Annotated in this window: 19 protein-coding genes and 1 pseudogene; 9 read left to right on the top strand and 11 right to left on the bottom strand. The window is 43.5% G+C overall.

Annotated features, from left to right (window positions below; translation table 11 throughout):
- Window positions 1-26: 26 nt before the first annotated feature.
- A complete protein-coding gene (locus tag HADU_RS09865; protein ID WP_008305784.1) occupies window positions 27-1,229 on the bottom strand; it encodes a GGDEF domain-containing protein in 1,203 nt (400 codons plus the stop codon).
- Window positions 1,230-1,513: 284 nt separating this feature from the next.
- Window positions 1,514-2,425 (bottom strand): alpha/beta hydrolase, encoded by a 912-nt coding sequence (locus HADU_RS09860; protein ID WP_008305782.1) that lies wholly within the window; start codon window positions 2,423-2,425, stop codon window positions 1,514-1,516.
- A gap of 158 nt (window positions 2,426-2,583) precedes the next feature.
- Between HADU_RS09860 and HADU_RS09855 the strand changes: the two genes are divergently transcribed.
- Window positions 2,584-3,021, top strand: coding sequence for a DUF2147 domain-containing protein (locus tag HADU_RS09855; protein WP_004813793.1), 438 nt, complete (start codon window positions 2,584-2,586; stop codon window positions 3,019-3,021).
- 92 nt (window positions 3,022-3,113) lie between these two features.
- Here HADU_RS09855 and HADU_RS09850 read toward each other — a convergent pair whose 3' ends face one another.
- The gene (locus HADU_RS09850) at window positions 3,114-3,464 is read right to left on the bottom strand and encodes a Spx/MgsR family RNA polymerase-binding regulatory protein (protein ID WP_008305779.1); all 351 of its coding nucleotides are present in this window, start codon (window positions 3,462-3,464) and stop codon (window positions 3,114-3,116) included.
- A gap of 485 nt (window positions 3,465-3,949) precedes the next feature.
- A complete protein-coding gene (locus tag HADU_RS09845) occupies window positions 3,950-4,768 on the bottom strand; it encodes an exodeoxyribonuclease III (protein WP_008305777.1) in 819 nt (272 codons plus the stop codon).
- A 40-nt stretch (window positions 4,769-4,808) separates the two neighbouring features.
- Between HADU_RS09845 and pyrE the strand changes: the two are divergent.
- Window positions 4,809-5,460 (top strand): annotated as a pseudogene (gene pyrE, locus HADU_RS09840) (orotate phosphoribosyltransferase).
- 464 nt (window positions 5,461-5,924) lie between these two features.
- Here pyrE and HADU_RS15320 read toward each other — a convergent pair.
- Window positions 5,925-6,134 (bottom strand): cold-shock protein, encoded by a 210-nt coding sequence (locus tag HADU_RS15320; RefSeq protein ID WP_004281299.1) that lies wholly within the window; start codon window positions 6,132-6,134, stop codon window positions 5,925-5,927.
- A gap of 547 nt (window positions 6,135-6,681) precedes the next feature.
- Here HADU_RS15320 and HADU_RS09835 point away from each other — a divergent pair.
- Window positions 6,682-7,014: a hypothetical protein gene (locus HADU_RS09835; protein ID WP_008305775.1), complete on the top strand. Its 333-nt coding sequence runs from the start codon at window positions 6,682-6,684 to the stop codon at window positions 7,012-7,014.
- A 171-nt stretch (window positions 7,015-7,185) separates the two neighbouring features.
- Here the strand turns inward: HADU_RS09835 and HADU_RS09830 are convergent, their stop codons facing one another.
- From HADU_RS09830 to HADU_RS09815, 4 genes are all read right to left on the bottom strand, one after another.
- Window positions 7,186-8,133: a copper resistance protein B gene (locus HADU_RS09830; protein ID WP_008305774.1), complete on the bottom strand. Its 948-nt coding sequence runs from the start codon at window positions 8,131-8,133 to the stop codon at window positions 7,186-7,188.
- Window positions 8,120-9,886, bottom strand: coding sequence for a copper resistance system multicopper oxidase (locus tag HADU_RS09825; RefSeq protein WP_008305772.1), 1,767 nt, complete (start codon window positions 9,884-9,886; stop codon window positions 8,120-8,122). The genes HADU_RS09830 and HADU_RS09825 overlap by 14 nt, the downstream gene beginning before the upstream one ends.
- A gap of 41 nt (window positions 9,887-9,927) precedes the next feature.
- Window positions 9,928-10,350: a hypothetical protein gene (locus HADU_RS09820; protein ID WP_034592696.1), complete on the bottom strand. Its 423-nt coding sequence runs from the start codon at window positions 10,348-10,350 to the stop codon at window positions 9,928-9,930.
- A 124-nt stretch (window positions 10,351-10,474) separates the two neighbouring features.
- A complete protein-coding gene (locus tag HADU_RS09815; RefSeq protein WP_004281307.1) occupies window positions 10,475-10,675 on the bottom strand; it encodes a DUF3565 domain-containing protein in 201 nt (66 codons plus the stop codon).
- Window positions 10,676-10,818: 143 nt separating this feature from the next.
- On the opposite strand from HADU_RS09815, the gene gshB reads away from it, so the two are divergent.
- Window positions 10,819-11,766, top strand: coding sequence for a glutathione synthase (gshB, locus tag HADU_RS09810; protein WP_008305766.1), 948 nt, complete (start codon window positions 10,819-10,821; stop codon window positions 11,764-11,766).
- Between the two features lie 43 nt (window positions 11,767-11,809).
- Here gshB and HADU_RS09805 read toward each other — a convergent pair whose 3' ends face one another.
- Window positions 11,810-13,009, bottom strand: a complete 1,200-nt coding sequence (locus HADU_RS09805; RefSeq protein WP_008305763.1) for a CynX/NimT family MFS transporter — start codon at window positions 13,007-13,009, stop codon at window positions 11,810-11,812.
- Window positions 13,010-13,287: 278 nt separating this feature from the next.
- Window positions 13,288-14,157: an IS982 family transposase gene (locus tag HADU_RS09800; RefSeq protein ID WP_008305761.1), complete on the bottom strand. Its 870-nt coding sequence runs from the start codon at window positions 14,155-14,157 to the stop codon at window positions 13,288-13,290.
- Between the two features lie 245 nt (window positions 14,158-14,402).
- On the opposite strand from HADU_RS09800, the gene murG reads away from it, so the two are divergent.
- The 5 genes from murG to ftsA all read left to right on the top strand — a co-directional run bounded on the left by murG (window position 14,403) and on the right by ftsA (window position 20,134).
- On the top strand, window positions 14,403-15,500 hold the full coding sequence (gene murG / locus HADU_RS09795) for an undecaprenyldiphospho-muramoylpentapeptide beta-N-acetylglucosaminyltransferase (protein ID WP_008305759.1): 1,098 nt from the start codon (window positions 14,403-14,405) through the stop codon (window positions 15,498-15,500).
- Between the two features lie 12 nt (window positions 15,501-15,512).
- A complete protein-coding gene (murC, locus tag HADU_RS09790) occupies window positions 15,513-16,961 on the top strand; it encodes a UDP-N-acetylmuramate--L-alanine ligase (protein ID WP_008305756.1) in 1,449 nt (482 codons plus the stop codon).
- Between the two features lie 56 nt (window positions 16,962-17,017).
- The gene (locus tag HADU_RS09785) at window positions 17,018-17,947 is read left to right on the top strand and encodes a D-alanine--D-alanine ligase (protein WP_004813759.1); all 930 of its coding nucleotides are present in this window, start codon (window positions 17,018-17,020) and stop codon (window positions 17,945-17,947) included.
- A gap of 3 nt (window positions 17,948-17,950) precedes the next feature.
- Window positions 17,951-18,805: a cell division protein FtsQ/DivIB gene (locus HADU_RS09780; RefSeq protein ID WP_008305753.1), complete on the top strand. Its 855-nt coding sequence runs from the start codon at window positions 17,951-17,953 to the stop codon at window positions 18,803-18,805.
- A 66-nt stretch (window positions 18,806-18,871) separates the two neighbouring features.
- On the top strand, window positions 18,872-20,134 hold the full coding sequence (ftsA, locus tag HADU_RS09775; RefSeq protein ID WP_008305751.1) for a cell division protein FtsA: 1,263 nt from the start codon (window positions 18,872-18,874) through the stop codon (window positions 20,132-20,134).
- Window positions 20,135-20,276: the final 142 nt, after the last annotated feature.

Here is a 20,276-nt window from a genome sequence, read left to right as displayed (position 1 = left end):
GTGCAATTATGGAAAAGTCAATTAAATCACGAATGATGCAGTTGCATCCCGCCATCAAGTGTAGTGTTATAAGCTTTAACCAGATTACGACCACTCGCTTTGGCTTGATACAGGGCTTTATCTGCCTGACTCAATAACTGTTGTGGGCGAAGTTCTGGACTAGATAATGCAATACCAAAACTTGCAGTGACATGAATGCGCTGACCATCATCACTATAAATTTCCAGTTGCTGAATTGCAGCACGGCAACGTTCTGCAACCTGACGCGCCTTTTCCAGATTGGAATTTTTCAGGATCAAAATAAATTCTTCACCACCAAAACGGCCAACCACATCACTTTCACGTAGCAGCAAGGTGAGCACCTCACTGACCCGGATCAGGGTTTCATCACCTTTATGATGCCCATAGTAATCATTAATTCTCTTGAAATGATCCAGATCTAACAAAACTAATGCATAACTTTCCAGTTTCACGCTATTCAGTTTATCCAGACATTGATTGATACTACGTCGGTTAAACAGATTGGTTAATGGGTCAATCTGGCTTAGGTGCTGAATCAGTTTTTCACGGTGTCGCCACTGGCTGAGCAGGATTTCAAACAGCATCATACAGATAGCCAGAATAGGTAGAATAAAATACAACATGGATACCAGCCAGAAACCGTTATAGAACAGTTTGCCTGGAATGGTAAAAAGTGGTGAATAAGTAAGCTGGCCGGTATAGCTCAAATAACCGCAAATACTGAGAAAAATTGAAGCTGGAATCAGCATGCTATATACCAGCGTTCGAGAAAACAGGACCAGCCCTACTGTAATCAGGCTCACATAGGCAATCATGGCCACTGGACTGACGACACCAACAATATAGGCATCACGGCAAAGGGAAACCACAAAGATGCCGACTGAGATATAGGGCAGATAACGTTCGACGCGGGTGTTATTTCGAAATTTATAACAGGGATAAATCAGGCAAAGCAGAATCAGTAAAAACAGGCTATTGAGGATAATCTGCATTTTTGCCACGCTTATATCCACATATTGCCAATATTCAGGACTGAGTAAAACAAAGATATCCCAAAGCATCCAGCTGAGATGGATACCACAGCCAAGTACAAGCATGAGGATACATTTTTTCAGTATCCCCCAATTCATCACCACTTCTTCTTCAACCAGATACTTGGTAATTTTATACTTGAAAATAGCTTGCAGAGCAGGCGAGATACGCTTCATACAAGGCTGTATCCTATAATGACCATTCTAAATTATAAATATCGTAATAAATAAAATGTTTTATTTCTTGGGCTTAAGATAACATGAATATACTGCGAAAGAGAATGGTTATATTTTGTACAGCTGGGTCATTTTAGTAAAGTTTGAAATTTAGATCGTTGTAACATGCAAAAAGATTACAGGATGGGGTAGGTCACAGTGATGTGTCTGGCTTTTTAAATATTTACCAAATAGAAAATTTTCCCGCACCATCCTGAAAATTGAAAAATATAAAAGCTGGGCATTTAGTCCTGATCCAGACGGTGTGCGAAGTCGGCCAAATCAGCCAGAGATTGTCGGGCTTCATCAAACCAGGCGCTAAACATCTGAAAATTGTGCCACATACCTGTATATAGCTTGAACTCTACTTCAACCCCTGCTGCGAGGGCCTTATCACGGAGACGCTGCGCATCATCCAGTAGAATTTCCTTGGAACCGACCTGAATATGCATGGGTGGCAGACCAGTTAAGTCAGCAAAATAAGGTGATACTTCAGGATTGCCATGCTCAATCGACGAAGGTACATAGTATTGAATGCCATTTTCTAATGTTTCAATGGATAACAGGGCATCATGTACCTGATTGTAGCGCAAGGATTCACTGGTCAGGGTCAGATCAACAAAGGGAGAAAGCAGGATCAAACCACTGGGCTGCGGAAGTTCCAGTTTCTGAATTTTCAGGGCTAGCGCCAATGCCAGATTTGCCCCACAAGAATCTCCAGAGAGAATGATATCTTTGGCTTGCACGCCTTGATCTAACAGTTGCATATACACATTGAAAACGGCATCCAGTGCGGCTGGATAAGGTGCTTCAGGAGCAAGTGGATAATCTACATGCAGCACCTGCATTTGGGTACGGGCAGCAATCTGGCTCATAAAAGCACGATGGGTCTTCATTGAACCCAAATAAAAAGCACCCCCATGAATATGGAAAATCAGCTGGGTAGCTTCTTGTTGAGGCTTGATTTCTTCTGCATTCAGGCCTGCCAGTTTTAAGGATCGTATTTCAACATTTTTGTCTACAGGAAAAAGTTTGCAGAACTGTTCAAGGGCTTTTCTAAGCGCAGCAGGCGGGAGATTAAACTGGCTGGGTTTACGGATGGAAGTCTTTAAAATCGTTTCTGTAATTAACTGTTTCGTAAGGGGACTAATCTTCATTTTCTTTCCATCTTTTTATGTTTTCATTGGTCTGGTATGTTATTTACCAACAATATTTACAAGGTTACACTAGATAGTCACATCCAGAAATTGAAAAATTGTTGTGACTTAATTAATACTACAACGGTCTACTCACAGACTTAGGGAAAGAAACAAAAATGAAAAAAATCGCGCTTATGTTAGGACTACTGGGTTTAAGTGCATTGGCGAATGCCGCAGATCCTTTAAACGGAACAGTCTGGAAAACAATTGATGACAAAACCAATCAGCCAAAGGCGATTGTAAAATTTACTGAACAAAGCAATGGGACGTTAAGTGCCAGCATTCAGAAGGTTTTGACCAAAGGTGAAGAAAATGCCTGCACAAAATGTGAAGGTCCATATCACAACAAATCTCTGAAAGGCCTGACCATTGTTAAAGGTCTGAAAAATGTTGGCGGTACCAACTATGAAAGTGGTTCGATTCTTGATCCACAATCAGGTAAGACTTATAAGCTAAAAGGTAACTTGGCTGATGGTGGCAAGAAGCTGCAACTACGTGGCTTTATTGGTGTAGCTGCGCTGGGCCGTAACCAGACCTGGATTCGTGCGAACTGATTCTGAGTCTGAGACTGTTAAAGCCTGACGATTGTCAGGCTTTTTTATGGCTATAAATCGGTTGCTATATTGAACTTTATTATCAGTTCGCTTTAATTATTCAACGCACGATAGGCAGTTTCATCAAAACCCGCGATCAAACCTGAACCAGTTGCCAGAATTGGACGTTTAATCAGACTGGTATGAGTCATTAAGGCAACAAGCAGATTTTCTTCATTTGCCAAAGCGGTTTGCTGCTCTTCTTCACTGAGTTTGCGCCAGGTGGTACCTTTTTTATTCAGCACAACTTCCTGACCCAATGTATCCAGCCAGGTCTTTAAAGTTTCAGCATCGATTCCCTGTTTTTTATAGTCATGAAACTCATAGCTCAAACCCAGTTCACCTAGCAGATCAAATGCTTTCTTCATTGAATTACAGTTTTTAATTCCATAGATCTTCAACATGATCATCACCCATCTAAATTTTACTGTAGCTTAGCGAACTTTAATGATTACAACCATGAGTAGGAAACAAAACTCAAGTAAAAAATGAGATAAAAATAGATACATAGCAGATACAGGAATGTCATGAAATTGACATCTGATTTGTGCAAAATAGTGATAAAGATAAGGACGCAGAATAAAAAGAAATGAGAAGCTGATAATGTTATAGAGGCGCTAAAATGAGAAAACCCGCATCTAATCATCCTGATTATGCGGGTCTCATCTCAACGTCCGATGTCACATCCATGCAAAACAAGCTAAATCTTGTAGTCTGTTTTATTTCTTCCTACGGCTTCCTGTCCTTTTGTTGTCATCCTGACATGTCCTTGTGCCGTGTAAATATAATGCTCTGTATTTAGCCCTAAAAATAGCTGTTAATACGTCTTGTTATGTAAGTGATTAACACCAACTCAGTGAACAATTGTTCACTGAATTTATCTATTGGATTAAAGTTTGTAGTCAATAATTACTGGAGCATGGTCACTAAACCATTCATCCTTATACACCCAGGCATTTACGGTACGCTCTTTCCAGTCGGGTGAACAGGCTTGATAATCAATTCGCCAGCCTACGTTTTTGGCACGGGCCTGGCCGCGATTCGACCACCATGAGTATAGCTCAGCTTCTTTGCGTACTTCACGGAAAGTGTCGACATAGCCCAGATCATCATAGATGTGATCCAGCCAGGCGCGTTCATGTGGCAAGCAACCCGAGGCTTTCTGGTTACCTGACCAATTTTTAATGTCGATGCGTTTATGCACGATATTGTAGTCACCGCAGACAATCACCGATTTATTTTCATCGCGCCATTGTTTCAGGATCTTTTTATATTCATCCAAGAAATGATCTTTACGTGCCTGTGCTTCATCACCCGATGAACCGGATGGCAGATACAGCGAACAGATATGTGCAGTTTTATCTAAACCTAAGTCAAATTCGGCAGCAATAAAACGGCCTTGTGAATCGGCCAGTTCAAAACCCAGGCCATCAGTTAAAGATACAAAAGGCAGACGGCTATAAATGGCCGTACCGGCATAACCCGGACGCTCGGCAGGAAACAGGTGCGTGTACCAGCCTTCAGGCTTGAATTTGTCCGTCCACTGCGCATGCGTGATCCGGCTTTCCTGCATGCAAATCACGTCGGCATCAGACTGTTCTATCCATTCCAATAGACCTTTGGTGACAGATGAACGTAAGCCGTTGACATTAATTGAAACGACACGAAGAATTTTTTGATCACCTGGATAGCTACTCTTTGGTATCATGCGCAAGTCTTACCTTAATTAATGGATTTAGGAGCACCTCATGTCAACGCCAGCTCAGTTTAACTCGCAAGCTTTTATCGAACTCGCATTATCACGCGGTGTGCTTAAATTTGGTGAGTTTACTTTAAAATCAGGTCGTGTGAGTCCTTATTTTTTCAACGCAGGTTTGCTGAATGATGGCGAAGCGTTGACTGGCCTGGCATCTGGCTATGCAGCAAAACTGACTGAATGTGACAATGTTGAATTGATCTTTGGTCCTGCCTATAAAGGCATTCCTTTTGTGGCGGCAACCGCAGTTGCATTGTCGCAAAATCATGGCGTCGAGTGTGCCTTGGGGCTTTAACCGCAAAGAAGCCAAAGATCATGGCGAAGGTGGTGTACTTGTTGGTGCTGCTGTAGAAGGTAAAAAAGTCTGGATCATTGATGATGTGATTACAGCAGGTACTGCAATTCGTGAAGTGGTCACTATTCTGAAAAATGCCGGTGCGCAAATCGCGGGTGTGCTGGTCGCATTAGATCGTCAGGAAAAAGGTCAGGGTGAACTTTCTGCGATTCAGGAAGTACAAAAAGAACTGGAAATTCCGGTGCATGCACTGATTACCATGAAAGACTTGATGGATTACCTCGATACTAAAGGCGACAAAGATGCGTTAGCAAAAATGGAAGATTACCGTGTTAAATACGGAATCTAAGCCTAGATTGGCATAGAAGAGGAAGCTTGTGCTTCCTTTTTTTATAGATACTCGATTTTCTAAGTATTTGAAATTTATTATCTCTGTCTATTTTTGTAAGCATTGGCTTACATTAATTCCAGCATTTTGCAGCTGTTTTGAATGGTGGAAATTTCCTATGATAGCTTTAACAGGAACAGGACGTTCCGCACAAGAATAACAATAGATAAATACAAGGAAAGTAAGGTACGACAGGAGTTATACCAAGCGAATCCATACGGAAAACCCCTAGCAGGATACCAGGGGTTTTTCATTTCTATTTCTTTATAGAGCAACGCTTAGAACAGCAATGATTTAGAAACATGATTCTTAAAAATTCACTGTTGATGAGCTAAACAGAGAAGCAGAAAATCTTTCACCAAAATTATAAATCTTCAGTGCTAAAAAAAGCACCTAAAGGTACTTTTTTTTATTGCTGGGCTAAATTATAGCGCAACGATATTGATCGCATTTGGACCTTTTTGACCATCAACCACGCTAAAAGAAACGCGTTGACCTTCAAACAAAGTTTTGAAACCAGAACTGCTGATTTCTTTAAAGTGTGCAAAAACGTCAGGACCTGATTCTTGTTGAATAAAACCAAAACCTTTAGTTTCGTTAAACCATTTTACTGTACCGGTAACTGTAGTAGATATAATATAACCTGTTAAATTTTAATAATTTTAGTCATAGAAATGACTATGGATAACTTGGAAAAACAACAAGAATTGAAATAAAGATCTGAAAAAACTGAGGATTATAAATAATACTGCGGCACTTAAAGAAGCTTAACTAAACAACGCTTTTTTTCTAGTTAAAGACAGCATAGCCTAAATCAGAAAATATTCAATTTTTTTATATTTATTATTTATTTTTCTTATAAAAGTGGCTCAATTCTTCTTTTTTAAAGAATTTCAAGCTGGTTTGCTTGAACTTTATCAGTTGTATTTGAGCTTTAACGAAGCTAAACAATAAATACACGTTGTGTTTACGTTACTTTATGTTAATCAGAATCGTTCAGTACTCAGCAAGATTTTACTAAGTCAGTGTATTTTATAACTTTGGGTAAATTAACATTTGTAGCTTTAAGATAGTTATCGTCATTGCTCATGTATAAAAATCCACCTATATTAAAATTCAATTGGAAAAATTAACTATAAGAATTTCTTAATTTTAATTTAAAACCAAATACGAGTGAGTCTCATGGATTACTGGAACAGTGTGTTACTTATATCCATCATCACCATGGTTGGACTGGCCATGATCATCCTGTTCGTCGGATGTAAAATGTGGAAGAACTTGGTGGTCACTTTACTGATTGCCACCTTGATTGGATTTCTGATTGTATGTGTGATCAATTTTATTTTTGGCGATCGTCTTCAATTTCTATGGGGTGCCTCTGAGACTGGCGATAGTAATTTTATGTTGGAAATGGGGCTGATGAGCCTGTTAATTGGCGGCGTGAGTACCTTCATCATTATGTTAGGCACTTTGGTGGCTAAAAGTAACAGTAGAAATCAAGGCGATGAAGACTAGTTTTTCGCAAAATAACAAGTGTCTTAATGAGCGGGAAAGTGCAGAAAAGCATTGCATGTACAGTTCATAGGATTAAAAAATCTTCCTCAGCCAAATATATAGTGTCATAGCGCTACGGGACATGAATGGAGCTTCATATCCCGTAGCTGCATAATTTTCTGTATCAAAAATTTAGAACATTATTCTTAGACCTGCACCATAGATCCAGCCTTTTTCTGAATCTGAACTTTGCTGCCAGGCTGTCTGTTGGTTGCCTTTACTATATTCATAACCGACTTCCAGATAAGGCATGAGCTTTTTGCTCAGTTCATAGCGTGTTTCCAGGCCCAAGGTCGCATGACTAAGACCGGTTTTTTTCGCATTAGCTGCCTGATCATTCAGGATGACATCCAGTTCGACAAAGGGTTGCATAATCAGTTTCTGAGTCAGTAACAGGTCACGCTCTGTTTCCAGTTTTAATCCGACAAAGTCATCTTCACCGATATAGACATGAGCATCCGTTTCGAAAAAGTAGGGGGCCAGGCCATGCAGGCCAAATACTGCATCGAAGCGCTCGTTCTGCTGGTTTATAGAAGGCTCGGCTAAATTTTCCTGTCGATAGCGCACCCCGGTCTGCACATCCCAGAAATCAGAAATATTTCGGCTATACAACACTTTGGCATCATATTCGGCCTGACGGGATTCATGTTTGTCGGCTTCTAGCTTGAGGAAAATTTTATTTTCATCCGTGCCGACTCTGGCCTGGTTCTTGGACTTGAATGCTCCATTTCCCTCTGAACTATGCTGCCATTTCTGGTCCAGAATAATCTGGCTATAAATCTGTGCGCCATGTTCTTTACGATGATCATGTTCGCTGGCAGAACTGACTGAATTTTGTGGTGTGTTCAGCGCCTGCTGTTGATGCAATAACTTTGGTGGCGGTTGATGAGAAACGGCATCTGCTGTTTCAGTATGCTGTGCGTGGTCATCAGCCATGTTTTGCATGGCATGATATCCGCTATGATGCTGATGTTCATTATGACCCGTATGCTCGCTAGAAGCTGCCGCAAAAATACTCAGACTGCTTAGGGTAAGCGCACTGCTGAGCACTGACTTTACCAAAAGATTAGTGATGTGCATGGCTTTCTCCTTGAGCAGCTGCTGGCTTTGACGGCATTTTTTGTGAAGAAGGGTGAGATGCTTGATCTTCATCAACCTGTGCCACAATCAGCTTGTTCATCATGCCGGCACTCATGTGATAGAGCAGATGGCAGTGAATCGCCCATTCTCCCAGTTCGTCTGCTGTGAGCAAGGTCGTGACCGTTTTCCCGGGCGGCACAATCACGGTATGTTTATTTGGCATATTTGCAGCAGACTGACCATTTTCCAGCTGCATAAACATGCCATGCAAATGCATCGGATGGGCCATCATGCTGTCATTGATAAATTTCAGCCGGATCCGCTCGCCATATTTCACCTGAAGTGGCTCGGCATCACTGAATTTTTTACCATTCATGGTCCAGATGTAGCGCTCCATGGTTCCACCCAGACGAATCACCAGTTCACGTTCTGCTGCGCGGGTATCAGGTTGTGGTGTCAGGGCTTTGAGGTCTTGATATTGCAAGGCTTTGTGCCCTGCAGGCGTAGACATATTGGCCCAGCCCTCAACCGGCTGATGAGGCTGATTGGTTCCGGACATGGCATTATGACTTGCATGCATGTCGTGCTGGGCATGTTGATCATGTTCACTTGTGGCAGTCTGCATGGTCTGACTGCTGTGTGTGTCATGTGACATGTCATGTTGTTCGCCATGTCCCATATCTTCCATGGTCAATAAGGCACGAGGGCGCGGTGTTGGTAATTGAACCGGAGCCGGGGCTTTACTTGAATCAGTTGCCTGATGCAGACTGCCAATGGCAAAGCCTGAGCGGTCGATCGATTCCGCTTCAATCTGGTAATGCGCTGCAGTGGGTTCCACAATCACATCATAGGTTTCAGCGGTTCCGATACGGAATTCATCTACATTGACCGGCTGCACCGGTTGTCCATCGGCACTGACCACGGTCATTTTCAGCTGGGGAATACGCACATCGAAAAACGACATGGCTGAGGCATTGATGAAACGCAGGCGGACTTTTTCATTGGGCTGGAAATGGCCACTCCAGTTTTGTTGCGGCGTTTTTCCATTGACCAGAAAGGTATAACCGGTAACATCAGACAGGTCGGTTTTCAGCATACGCATCTGATTCCACATCTTGCGATCTGACCAGGTGGCCTTGAGGCCGTCACGTTTTACCTGCTTAAATACATCGCCAACGGTTTCGCGCTGGTTCTGATAATATTCGGCCGATTTTTTTAAATTGTTCTGAATCTGCTGGCTGCCCTGTTCGTGAAAATCCGACAGCATCACCACATAATCCCGCTCGGTTTGTTCATGTGGAGGTAGTAATGTCTGTGCTTTGGGGCGAATCACCAATGCGCCATAGAGGCCGTCCTGTTCCTGACCTTTGGAATGTGCGTGATACCAATAGGTGCCGTTTTGACGAACCTTGAAGCGATAAGTAAAAGACTGTTTCGGTTTGATCCCCTGAAAACCGTTAAATCCGGGGACACCATCCATCAGCCCGGGCAGGAGGAGGCCATGCCAGTGCAGCGAGGTATCCTGATTGTTCAGGTTGTTTTGTACATGAATGACTGCATCATCACCTTCTTCAAATTCCAGCAAGGGTGCAGGGAATTTTCCGTTTACAGTGATACGCTTGACCGTCTTTCCGGTGAGATTGATCGGGCTTTCATCAATGACCAGATGATATTCTTTTACGGCTGCAAACAAGGCAGACGACGAGATGAGACCGAAGCCCAGACACAGGCTTTGACTGATTTTAAGCAACATAACTTAATCCTTAATGAATAAAAAAATTTAAAAATTCAGGATCAAGCTTTGGGTGGGCGCAGGATTTCTTGCCAGTAACCGGCAAGGTGCTGGGCATGGTAAGCAGGGAGGAGGGTTTTTTCCGGATAACCTTGATCAGGCACGCTTAACTCGGGCGTTGTAATGGGCAGGCTGGTGACCAGGTTCTGGCAGGCCATAGTGCCACAATCCAGACAATCTGATGACTGCTGGGTGCTGTCACTGACACAGTCCGGCTGAATCAGTTCCTGATCTTGATGATGATCAGTCTTATGCAGCGAGTGAGAAGCAGAGGGTTTTGTCATTTCCAGACAATGAGGATTCGTTTTTTCAGACGGCATAACCAGATGCATGGTATTTGCAGATGCGACAGACACACTGCTCCAGCCTATGGCAAAAACCACAAGCATCACCAACCAGATCTGTTTGACGAGCCGTATGAGCAAAAGTACACCCTGAAAAAATGCGCTGCATGTTTGAGTAATAAAAGCATAAATGCAGTAACTCAAATTAGCAAATTCTGGACAAGATTATTTTTTAGGTCACCTACATACTACTTTTTTCATAGGTTCAGGTTTCAGTTTCGCACTTTTCACATTTTTTACAGTCCAGCAGCATCCCGAGTTTTTCTTTGCGCCCTTGCTCGGTCATCACCCATGGGCGATTTTGCCATGGCGGGGTATGCCGCACATGCTGGCCATGTCCGCAGGCCAGTTCTGCAACCCAATGCTGTTCTTCATCCAGATGAAAACCGATAATGGCCTGTTGCATGGCAAACCTCCTATGAGTTCAATCTGCCTCAGTACTTATCTAAAAACCTATATAAAATAAGTCATGCAAAATCACCATAAACAAAAGAATCGACACAAGCTATACTCCTTGCCAAGTCATTTTTTGAAAAAGAGCAGAGACACATGCGCGTACTTGTTGTGATGGATCCCATTGAAAATGTAAACCTGAAGAAAGACTCGACCATGGCCATGCTGTGGGCAGCAGCACGTCGCGGGCATGAACTCGGTTATGCATTGCAGCAAGATTTATATATCGATCAGGGCAAGGCCTTTGGTCTGATCGCGCCGTTACAGGTATTTGAAGACTACGACCATTATTATGAACTCGGCGAAAAACGCAAAGAGTCGATCGCTGCTTATGACGTTGTCTTGATGCGTAAAGATCCGCCTTTTGATATGAACTTTGTCTATACCACTTATATTCTGGAACAGGCAGAGCGCGAAGGGGCATGGATTATCAATAAGCCACAAAGCCTGCGTGACTGTAATGAAAAGCTGTTTGCTACCCAGTTCCCGGAACTGCAAGTACCAACTTTAGTGACTTCACAACAAAGCCTGATACGTGAATTCATTAAAGATCATGGTGATGTCATTGTTAAACCCTTAGATGGCATGGGGGGAATGGGGATTTTTCGTCTGTATCAGGACGGAGTAAATATCGGTTCGACTATCGAAATCCTGACCAATAATGGGACTCAGCCCATCATGGCACAGCGTTATATTCCAGAAATTGTTGAAGGCGATAAACGTATTTTGATGGTGAATGGTGAACCAATACCTTACTGTCTGGCACGTATTCCCCAAAATGGTGAAGTGCGTGGCAACCTGGCAGCAGGTGGTCTGGGGGAAGCGCGTCCTTTAACTGAAAATGATAAAGCCATTGCTGCAAAAGTTGGCCCATTTTTACGTGAAAAAGGTCTGGTCTTCGTGGGCCTGGATGTGATTGGTAACTATGTCACTGAAATTAACGTAACCAGCCCAACCTGTATCCGTGAAATTGATACCCAGTTTGGGACTTCGATTGCGGATGACCTGTTTGATGTGCTGGAAGCAGGGGTCAAGCAGGCCTAAGCTTTGCAGTCATAAATAAAAAGAGCCTCTATTGAGGCTCTTTTTATTTACCATGCCGTCGGAACAGATAGCTGCTCATCATCAGACCGAGTACCGAAAGGCAGACAGTAACCAGTGCAATATTGGCCCATTGTCCAGTCGCAGAAACCAGTGATGCACTCAGTGGCGGGACAAAAAACTGTGCAAATGCCGAAACTTGAAGAACAAGACCGACACTGGCTGCCGCGACATTGGCCTGAGGTGCGTATTTCAGGGTAATCGCAAAAACAGTCGTCGGAATAATTCCGCCAATCAGTGAAAACAATACAGCACTCAGTACCTGTAATTCCAGCATCAACCAGGAACGAGCAGCAAAGGCCAGAAAGCTGGTCAGCATCATACTGATAAAACCACTCCAGAGCAGGGTTTTCGGCTGCCAGCCACGTTGCAACAGCATACCGGCACCAAAGGTACCGCCCAGATTGGAAACCACGACCAGTGAAGTCAACATACCTGCAGTTTTTAAATCAATCTGATTCGCGACATACATACTCGGTAAAAAGCCGATTACAGTCAGCCACTGACTGGTATAACAGGCAAAAATTACCGCCAGACATAAAATTGGTGGATGAGTAAGGGTGACCCGAACAATTTCCCAGAAAGAAGAACTTGTAGCCGATGATGATGCTGTTTCAGAGGTAGGTACTTGCGGTTCAAGATGCAGATAACGATGTACCATTAAGGCAATCAACAGACACAATCCACCGAGTAAAACCCAGATAGTCTGCCATTGCAGCCATTCCAGCAATATCGGAATACACAGAACGGCTAGACTCACCCCTACACCCATATAGGAACTCCACAATCCCATCTTGAAATTCAGATGTTCTGGCCGGCTGATCCTTTTCAGAATGGCTGGTGCACACAGGGAGATGGTCAGGAAGCCAATGCCCTCAGTAAAACGAAAAAAATATAATGCAGCGACATGTTGAATCCAGAGTCCGGCAATACTGCTGAACCCTAGAATCGTTAGCGCCAGAATCAGGCAACGTTTTAGACCAAATTTTTCAGAGAATGCACCAATACTGAGTGCAAACAGCGTGCCTGCGCCCTGAACTAGAGACAGGGAAAAACCTGCTTGGGTAAAACTGAGTCCTAAGTCCTGCTGCAAAATTGGAATTACCGCAGAGAGTTTGCCGACATGAATGGCGGCCAGATAACCTGCCAGGATCACCCAGCTGTCATGCACTGAAATTTTTGACATCTGTCATCGCTTTATCTATTAAATCAATTCATTAAAGAATTGATGGTATTTATTCAGAATATAAATAACATAGAAAAAGAATAAATTTCATGCTGTTTAGACCTAAGTTTAGGTCTGAAAAATAGTGATCAGTGCAATAATGTTTTCGCTTCATCCTGCGATAAAATCTGTTTTATATCTATAAAAAAGAAATCATTGAAATCAATTAATAAAATCCGTTTTTTTTCTGAAAAATTGAATAAAAATGCAGACCTGATTATAAATAACCCGAATCCTGCTTAAGCCGATGACTTCATAATTTGAATTGTTGGCTTATTTTTATGGATCAGTTGATATGCACACAAGGACGCGTAAATCCCTCCTAGAAATCCATGAACACTACGTGCTTTGCTTGTCACTAAATTGTACTGACCTTTCAATAAACTGAATAAAGTCTCTATCTTATTGCGCTGTTTTAAGTGATATTTATCTGACTCAGAAAGTTGTATAGCCTGCATATTTTTTCGATGATAGGTAATTAAATCAATACCTTGCTCTTTCAACCTACTCTTCAGTTCTTGACTAATATAGCCACGATCTCCATACAACTTTGCTTCCATCTCTTTAAAGAGTCTCTCAACCATTTTGATATCAGCCAAATGTCCATTGGATAAAGCAGAACAAGCAATTTCACCAAATTGATTCATCACAATATGTAATTTACAGCCATAAAACCAGCCCATTGAGCTTCTACCACGTGATGCAATTTGGACTAATGATTTATGGCGTTGAATACGTTGATTTTTACAAACTGGCAGAGTTGTTGAATCAATCCATAAATATTGTGTACCTTGGCCTTTCATTAGCGCCACATGTAAAGCGTGTAGAGCTAATTGATGTCTATTAATCAGATGAATCATCCGTTGGTAACAGGGTAAGCTTTTAAATAAATGATTTTTATCCTGTTTCAACCATGTGAAAAATGCTTTGAAATTAGTGAAATGAGAACATTTATACCAGATCGCGATAAAAGTGATTTCTGAGATACTCAAGTGAGCGGTTCGGACTCTGGAGAAACGACGACTTTGTTTAAGGAAATTCCAGTAGGTTGCTTCAAATTTAAGAAAGAAATCATCAATTACGCAAAATAATTCGGTACTATTAAACATCGGGACTAGAGTTTTAAGTTTTGTGTGGTAACTCAACTGATGGCTCTAGTCCTCTTATTTTTCAAGTCAATTTTTTATCCGCGATTCGGGTTAAATACAGTTTAAACTTTAAAATCGTGTGAAAAAAAACAATGAAACGCTCGTTGAAATAAAGTAAATAAACTTTCATGGCTTAGCGATTGTGATTACAATTGACGACTTAAATTACACCTCCTGTTTATATTTTAGAATTGAAGAATTAGACCGTGACCGATGCTCAGCAAAAACAGCCTAAACATGTCATGATGATGGCCGCAGGTACCGGTGGACATGTATTTCCAGCGTTAGCCGTTGCAAAAGACTTAGAACAGCAGGGGATCAAAGTGTCTTGGTTGGCAACGCCGGCAGGCATGGAAAACCGACTTTTAAAAAACCATAATATTCCAATTTATCAGATTGATATTCAAGGCGTGCGCGGCAATGGCGTCGTGCGTAAATTGGCGGCACCGTTTAAAATTCTAAAAGCCACTCTTAGCGCCATGAAGTATATGAGGCAGCTGAAGGTGGATGCTGTCGCCGGTTTTGGTGGCTATGTCGCCGGTCCAGGTGGTCTAGCAGCGCGAATGCTGGGCATTCCCGTGATTATTCATGAGCAAAATGCTGTAGCCGGTTTTACCAATACCCAGTTGTCCCGTATTGCCAAAAAAGTCTGTCAGGCATTTCCGAATACTTTTCCGGCCCAGGATAAAATTGTCACTACAGGCAATCCGGTACGTAAAGAAATTACTGAAATTTTCAATCCATCCTGGCGTTATCAGGAACGGGAAAAAGCTGGCCAGCCACTGCGTATTTTAATTGTCGGTGGTTCACTGGGCGCACAGGCACTCAATGAACGTGTGCCTGAAGCCTTAAAACAGCTGAATGTCCCATTGAATGTTTATCATCAGTGTGGTCAAAATCATGCAGATGCGACGCGTGCCCGTTATGCTGATGCACCTGCAACTTTAAATGTTGAAGTACAGCCATTTATTGAAGATATGGCACAGGCCTATAGCGATGCGGACTTAATTATCTGCCGTGCCGGTGCGTTGACCGTAACTGAAATTGCCACAGCAGGCGTGGCCGCAATCTTTGTGCCATTACCAAGTGCGGTAGATGATCACCAGACCGCCAATGCCCGATTCCTGGCAAATCTTGGCGCAGCAAAAATCTGCCCGCAAGCCACAATGACCCCAGACAGTTTAAAAGCGTTGCTGGAACCGATGCTGAATCGCCAGCTTCTTATGGAAATGGCTGTAAAAGCACGCCAGCAGGCTCAACCAGATGCAACCCAACACGTGGTTCGTTTAATTCAAGAATTGTAAACCGAGTAAATTATGTCTCCATCAACTCCAGCTGACCAAGCGAAAAAATTAATCAAAGTGCCAGAAATGCGCCGTATCAAACACATTCATTTTGTGGGGATCGGCGGTGCTGGCATGTGTGGTATTGCTGAAGTATTAAAAAACCAGGGTTACAAAGTCTCTGGTTCAGATATTAAAGCGTCCAAAACCACGGCTCAGCTGGAAGAAAACGGAATTAAGGTTTACATCGGTCATGCCGCTGAAAATATTCAGGGTGCCAATGTCATTGTGGTTTCAACCGCCATTGATCCTGAAAATCCGGAAATTAAGACTGCGATTGAAAAGCGTATTCCAGTGGTTCGCCGTGCTGAAATGCTGGGTGAATTGATGCGCTACCGTCACGGTATTGCAGTAGCAGGTACTCACGGTAAAACGACAACCACCAGTCTGGTGACTTGTATGTTGGCCGAAGAAAATCTTGATCCAACCTATGTGATCGGTGGCTTGCTGAATCGTACGGGTGTGAATGCTGCATTGGGTGCTAGTCGTTATATCGTGGCAGAAGCAGATGAATCAGATGCCTCTTTCCTGCACCTGCAGCCAATGGCGACCATTGTCACCAATATCGATGCTGATCATATGGATACTTATGGCGGCAGCTTTGATGTGCTGAAAGATACTTTTGTTCAGTTCCTGCAAAAACTTCCGTTCTACGGCCTAGCCGTGGTATGTGGTGATGATGCCAATATACGCGAAATTATGCCGCGGATCGGTCGCCCACTCCTTACCTATGGTTTCAATGAAGACAATGACATTCGTGCAGTTGATATTAAACAGGATGGCATGCAGTCGCACTTTACGGTATTACGTAAAGATCGTGAGCCACTACGTGTTACGATCAATATGCCGGGTGCACATAATATTCTGAATTCACTGGCAGCAATTGGTATTGCGACTGATGAAGGCGTTTCTGATGCTGCGATTTGCCGTGCCTTGGAAAGCTTTAGCGGTGTTGGTCGTCGCTTCCAAGTGCAAGGTCAGTTCGAGCTTGAAGGCGGTGATGTGAAGCTGGTGGATGACTATGGTCACCATCCTAAAGAAGTTGAAGCAACCATCAAGGCGGCACGTGCCAGTCATCCAGACCGTCGTCTGGTAATGATGTTCCAGCCGCACCGTTTTAGCCGTACCCGTGACTGTTTTGAAGACTTTGTCGATGTATTGTCCACGGTAGATCAGTTGTTATTGCTGGAAGTTTATTCAGCAGGGGAGAAACCAATCGTTGGTGCAGATAGCCGTGCTCTGGCGCGCAGTATTCGTCTGCGTGGTGAGGTAGAGCCGATTCTGGTTGATCCGGTTGAAGGAAACCTCAGCAATGTCATGAAAAATGTGCTACAAGCAAATGACCTGCTGCTGACTCAGGGTGCCGGTAATGTAGGTGCAATTTCAATTGAACTTGCTCAGAATCATCTATATGTAAAGTAGTCGCCGTGTGTGGCTCAGATAGAATTGACCAGATTTAAAAGTTTAAGGATATAAACGTGTCAAATGCTTCAAAATTCGGAAAAGTTGCCGTATTGCTTGGTGGTAAATCTGCAGAGCGTGAGGTTTCGCTAGACAGTGGTACGGCAGTGCTTGAGGCATTGCTGCGTTCTGGGGTGAACGCCGAAGGCTTCGATCCTCAGGAGCGTAGCATCACGGAGCTGACGGCTTATGATCGTGCTTTCATTGTGCTGCATGGTCGTGGTGGTGAAGATGGTCAGATTCAAGGTGCACTGGAGTGGCTGAATATTCCTTATACCGGTACAGGCGTACAGGGTTCAGCGATTGGTATGGACAAGGTTAAAACCAAGCAGGTTTGGCAAGGTTCAGAACTGCCAACAGCACCTTACCGTATTGTGACCAAAGATTCGAATGCTGAAGAAATCGTTGCAGCACTCGGCTTGCCACTGATTATCAAGCCAGTGCATGAAGGCTCAAGCATTGGTATGAGCAAGGTTGAGAAAATCGAAGACTTCGCTACTGCCATTGCGAAAGCGACTGAACATGATGCCATTGTGATGGCAGAGAAATGGATTACCGGTCGTGAATTCACTATTGTTTTGTTAAATGGTCAGGCACTTCCGGTAATTCGTTTGCAACCACCAGAAGATGTGGCTTTTTACGACTATGAAGCCAAATATAACCGTAATGATGTACAGTACGGCATTCCATGCGGTCTAAGCGAAACAGAAGAAAAAGAACTGCAAGCCTTGGCTTTACGGGCTTTCCAGGCAGTAGGTGCTAGCGGTTGGGGTCGTATTGATGCCATGCAGGATCAGGACGGTAAGTTCTGGCTACTGGAAGTGAACACGGTGCCAGGCATGACCAGTCATTCTTTGGTGCCAAAAGCGGCAGCAGCAGTAGGCTATAGTTTTGAAGCGCTATGTGTGGCGATTCTGGAACAAACTCTGAACGGTGTGGCTCACTAAGATATGGCTCAACTTCCTGCATCCATGCGCCGCAAACGTGCTGCGATTACATCAATTCACGACAAGCCGCCCACACGAAAAGAAAAAATGGCCAATCTAGGTGGTTGGTTACTGCTGTGTGTGGCGTTTGTAGTACTTGCTGCAGGAATACTGGGATTCTATCGTGTGATGACCGATGCCCAGGTAGCAGAGCTTGAGGTGATTGGTTCTCGTTCGGTGGCAGAAGAACGTCAGATCCTGCAACATGTATCGCCAATTATTACCGAAAATTATTTTACCTCGGATTTAAGATCAGTCCGTGATAAAACTCTAGAATTATCTTGGGTAGATCGTGTTGTGGTATCACGTGCCTGGCCGAATGCAATTCGGGTAAGGGTAATGCCGCACCATGCAATTGCACGTTGGGGCACTGGACGTCTGCTCAGTGATAGCGGGAAAATTTTTACTGAAGTACTTCCTCGCAGTTATCCTGAATTACCGTTACTGCATGGTCCTGCCAGCCAGGCCAAAACCATGATGCGTCGCTATAACGAAATTAATCAGCTGTTCGCACCGCATGGCATTCGTTTAAAAGAATTATATCTAACAGAGCGCATGACATGGTTTATGCAGTTTGATTCGGGATTACGCGTGATTGTGGATCAGGATCAAACCATGAGCAAGCTGCAACGTCTTAGCCATCTTTCCTATAGCGATTTGAAGCCAGTTTGGTCTAGAATTTCTTCAATTGATCTGCGCTATAGAAATGGGCTTGCGATTCAGTGGAAGAATGCAGTTCCACCAAAGATACAAAATGGTCATTTTATTGTAACGAATAATGACACCGGCGTTGAGAACGGCGTTACAGTAAAGCCATAATGTTCGGCTTTGAAAAATAGAGGCTTAGAGCCATAAATTAAACACAGGTAATGGTAGTAACGAATAATGAATGAAGCTGTTCCCTCAGTTGTTGCGATTGACATTGGGACGCACAAAGTTTCAGTTTTGATTGGTAAGGTACATGCGCCAGACAATATCCAGGTCATTGGGATGGCGACTGCTCGTAACCGAGGCATGAATAAAGGGAAAATTGTAAGTCTCGATAAAGTCATTACCGCAATAAAAAATGCCGTTCAAGAAGCGGAAGACATGGCGGAATGCCGTGTACATTCAGCTTGGATTTCAATTCCAAGTGCGGAGCTGAAAAGCTTTTATGCTTCAGGCCGTACTTCAGTTGACAATGCAGAACATACAATTACCACCAGTGAGGTGGTGCGCGCGCTTGAACTGGCTAAAGCCAGTCATCAGATCTCAGATCATTACCTGGTCAGCGCAGTTCCACTAGGTTTTGAGCTGGATGATGCACCGGAATGGGTATTGAATCCGATCCGTATGTCGGCGCACAGCATGACTGGGCATTATCATTTAATGATGTTGCCAATTAGCACCATGCAGAATATTGACCGTGCCCTGAAAGGTGCCAATATTGGTGTAGAGCGCATGGTGGTATCATGTCTGGCCACTGCTGAAGCCAGCTTGCTGAAAGATGAAAAAGAGTATGGGGTATGTCTGGTCGACATCGGTGCCGGAACCACAAATCTTGCAGTTTATCTGGATGGTCGTCTGGCACTTACCCATACCATTCAGCGTGGTGGAGAACATGTAACACGTGATATCGCAGCGGTGTTACAGACTACCACTGAAGAAGCTGAACGTATCAAGCTGTTATATGGTTGTGTCGATCTGAAAGTGGTAAAACCGGACCATATGATTCAGTTCCAGGGTATTGATGGTCCGCAGACTATTAGCCGGATTGAACTGACCGAGATTATTATTGCGCGTTATAGTGAAATTCTGGGCTTGGTGCGTGATGAACTGGAAAACAGTGGTGCAATGCAGGGGCTGTACCATGGTGTGGTATTAACGGGTGATGCCAGCCATATTGAAGGTATGGTCAGCTATGTACGCCGCACTTTAGGTATATCGGCGCATTTGGGTAATCCGCCAGCGCCAGTACATGCAGATGAAGCACATCAGGCAGCGCTGCGTCGTTCGCAGTACGCTACAGCTGCAGGTCTGCTGATGTTCAGCCAGAGTGACGCGCAGGAAACCATCGTAGAATCGGAAGAAAATGAAAGACTGTCAGTGACTCAGCGCGTTAAACGTGCCTGGTCAGGCTTTAATGAAACATTGAAGTCAATTTTTTAGTCGACATTTATTGTGAATATTGTTGAGAAGTTGTAGTAAAAAATGCCTGCACTTGACAACTGAGTTGTGGAGCAGCATTCTTAAAAACAATTTTTTATTAAGATCAGGGCAGTATACGGGCTTAGTGACTGCCAGTACTAAA

The sequence above is a fragment of the Acinetobacter sp. HA genome (genome assembly GCF_000264725.1).
Classification (GTDB): Bacteria; Pseudomonadota; Gammaproteobacteria; order Pseudomonadales; family Moraxellaceae; genus Acinetobacter; species Acinetobacter schindleri.
The sequence above is the reverse complement of the archived record's forward strand: the minus strand, read 5'-3'. Positions and strand labels throughout refer to the sequence as shown.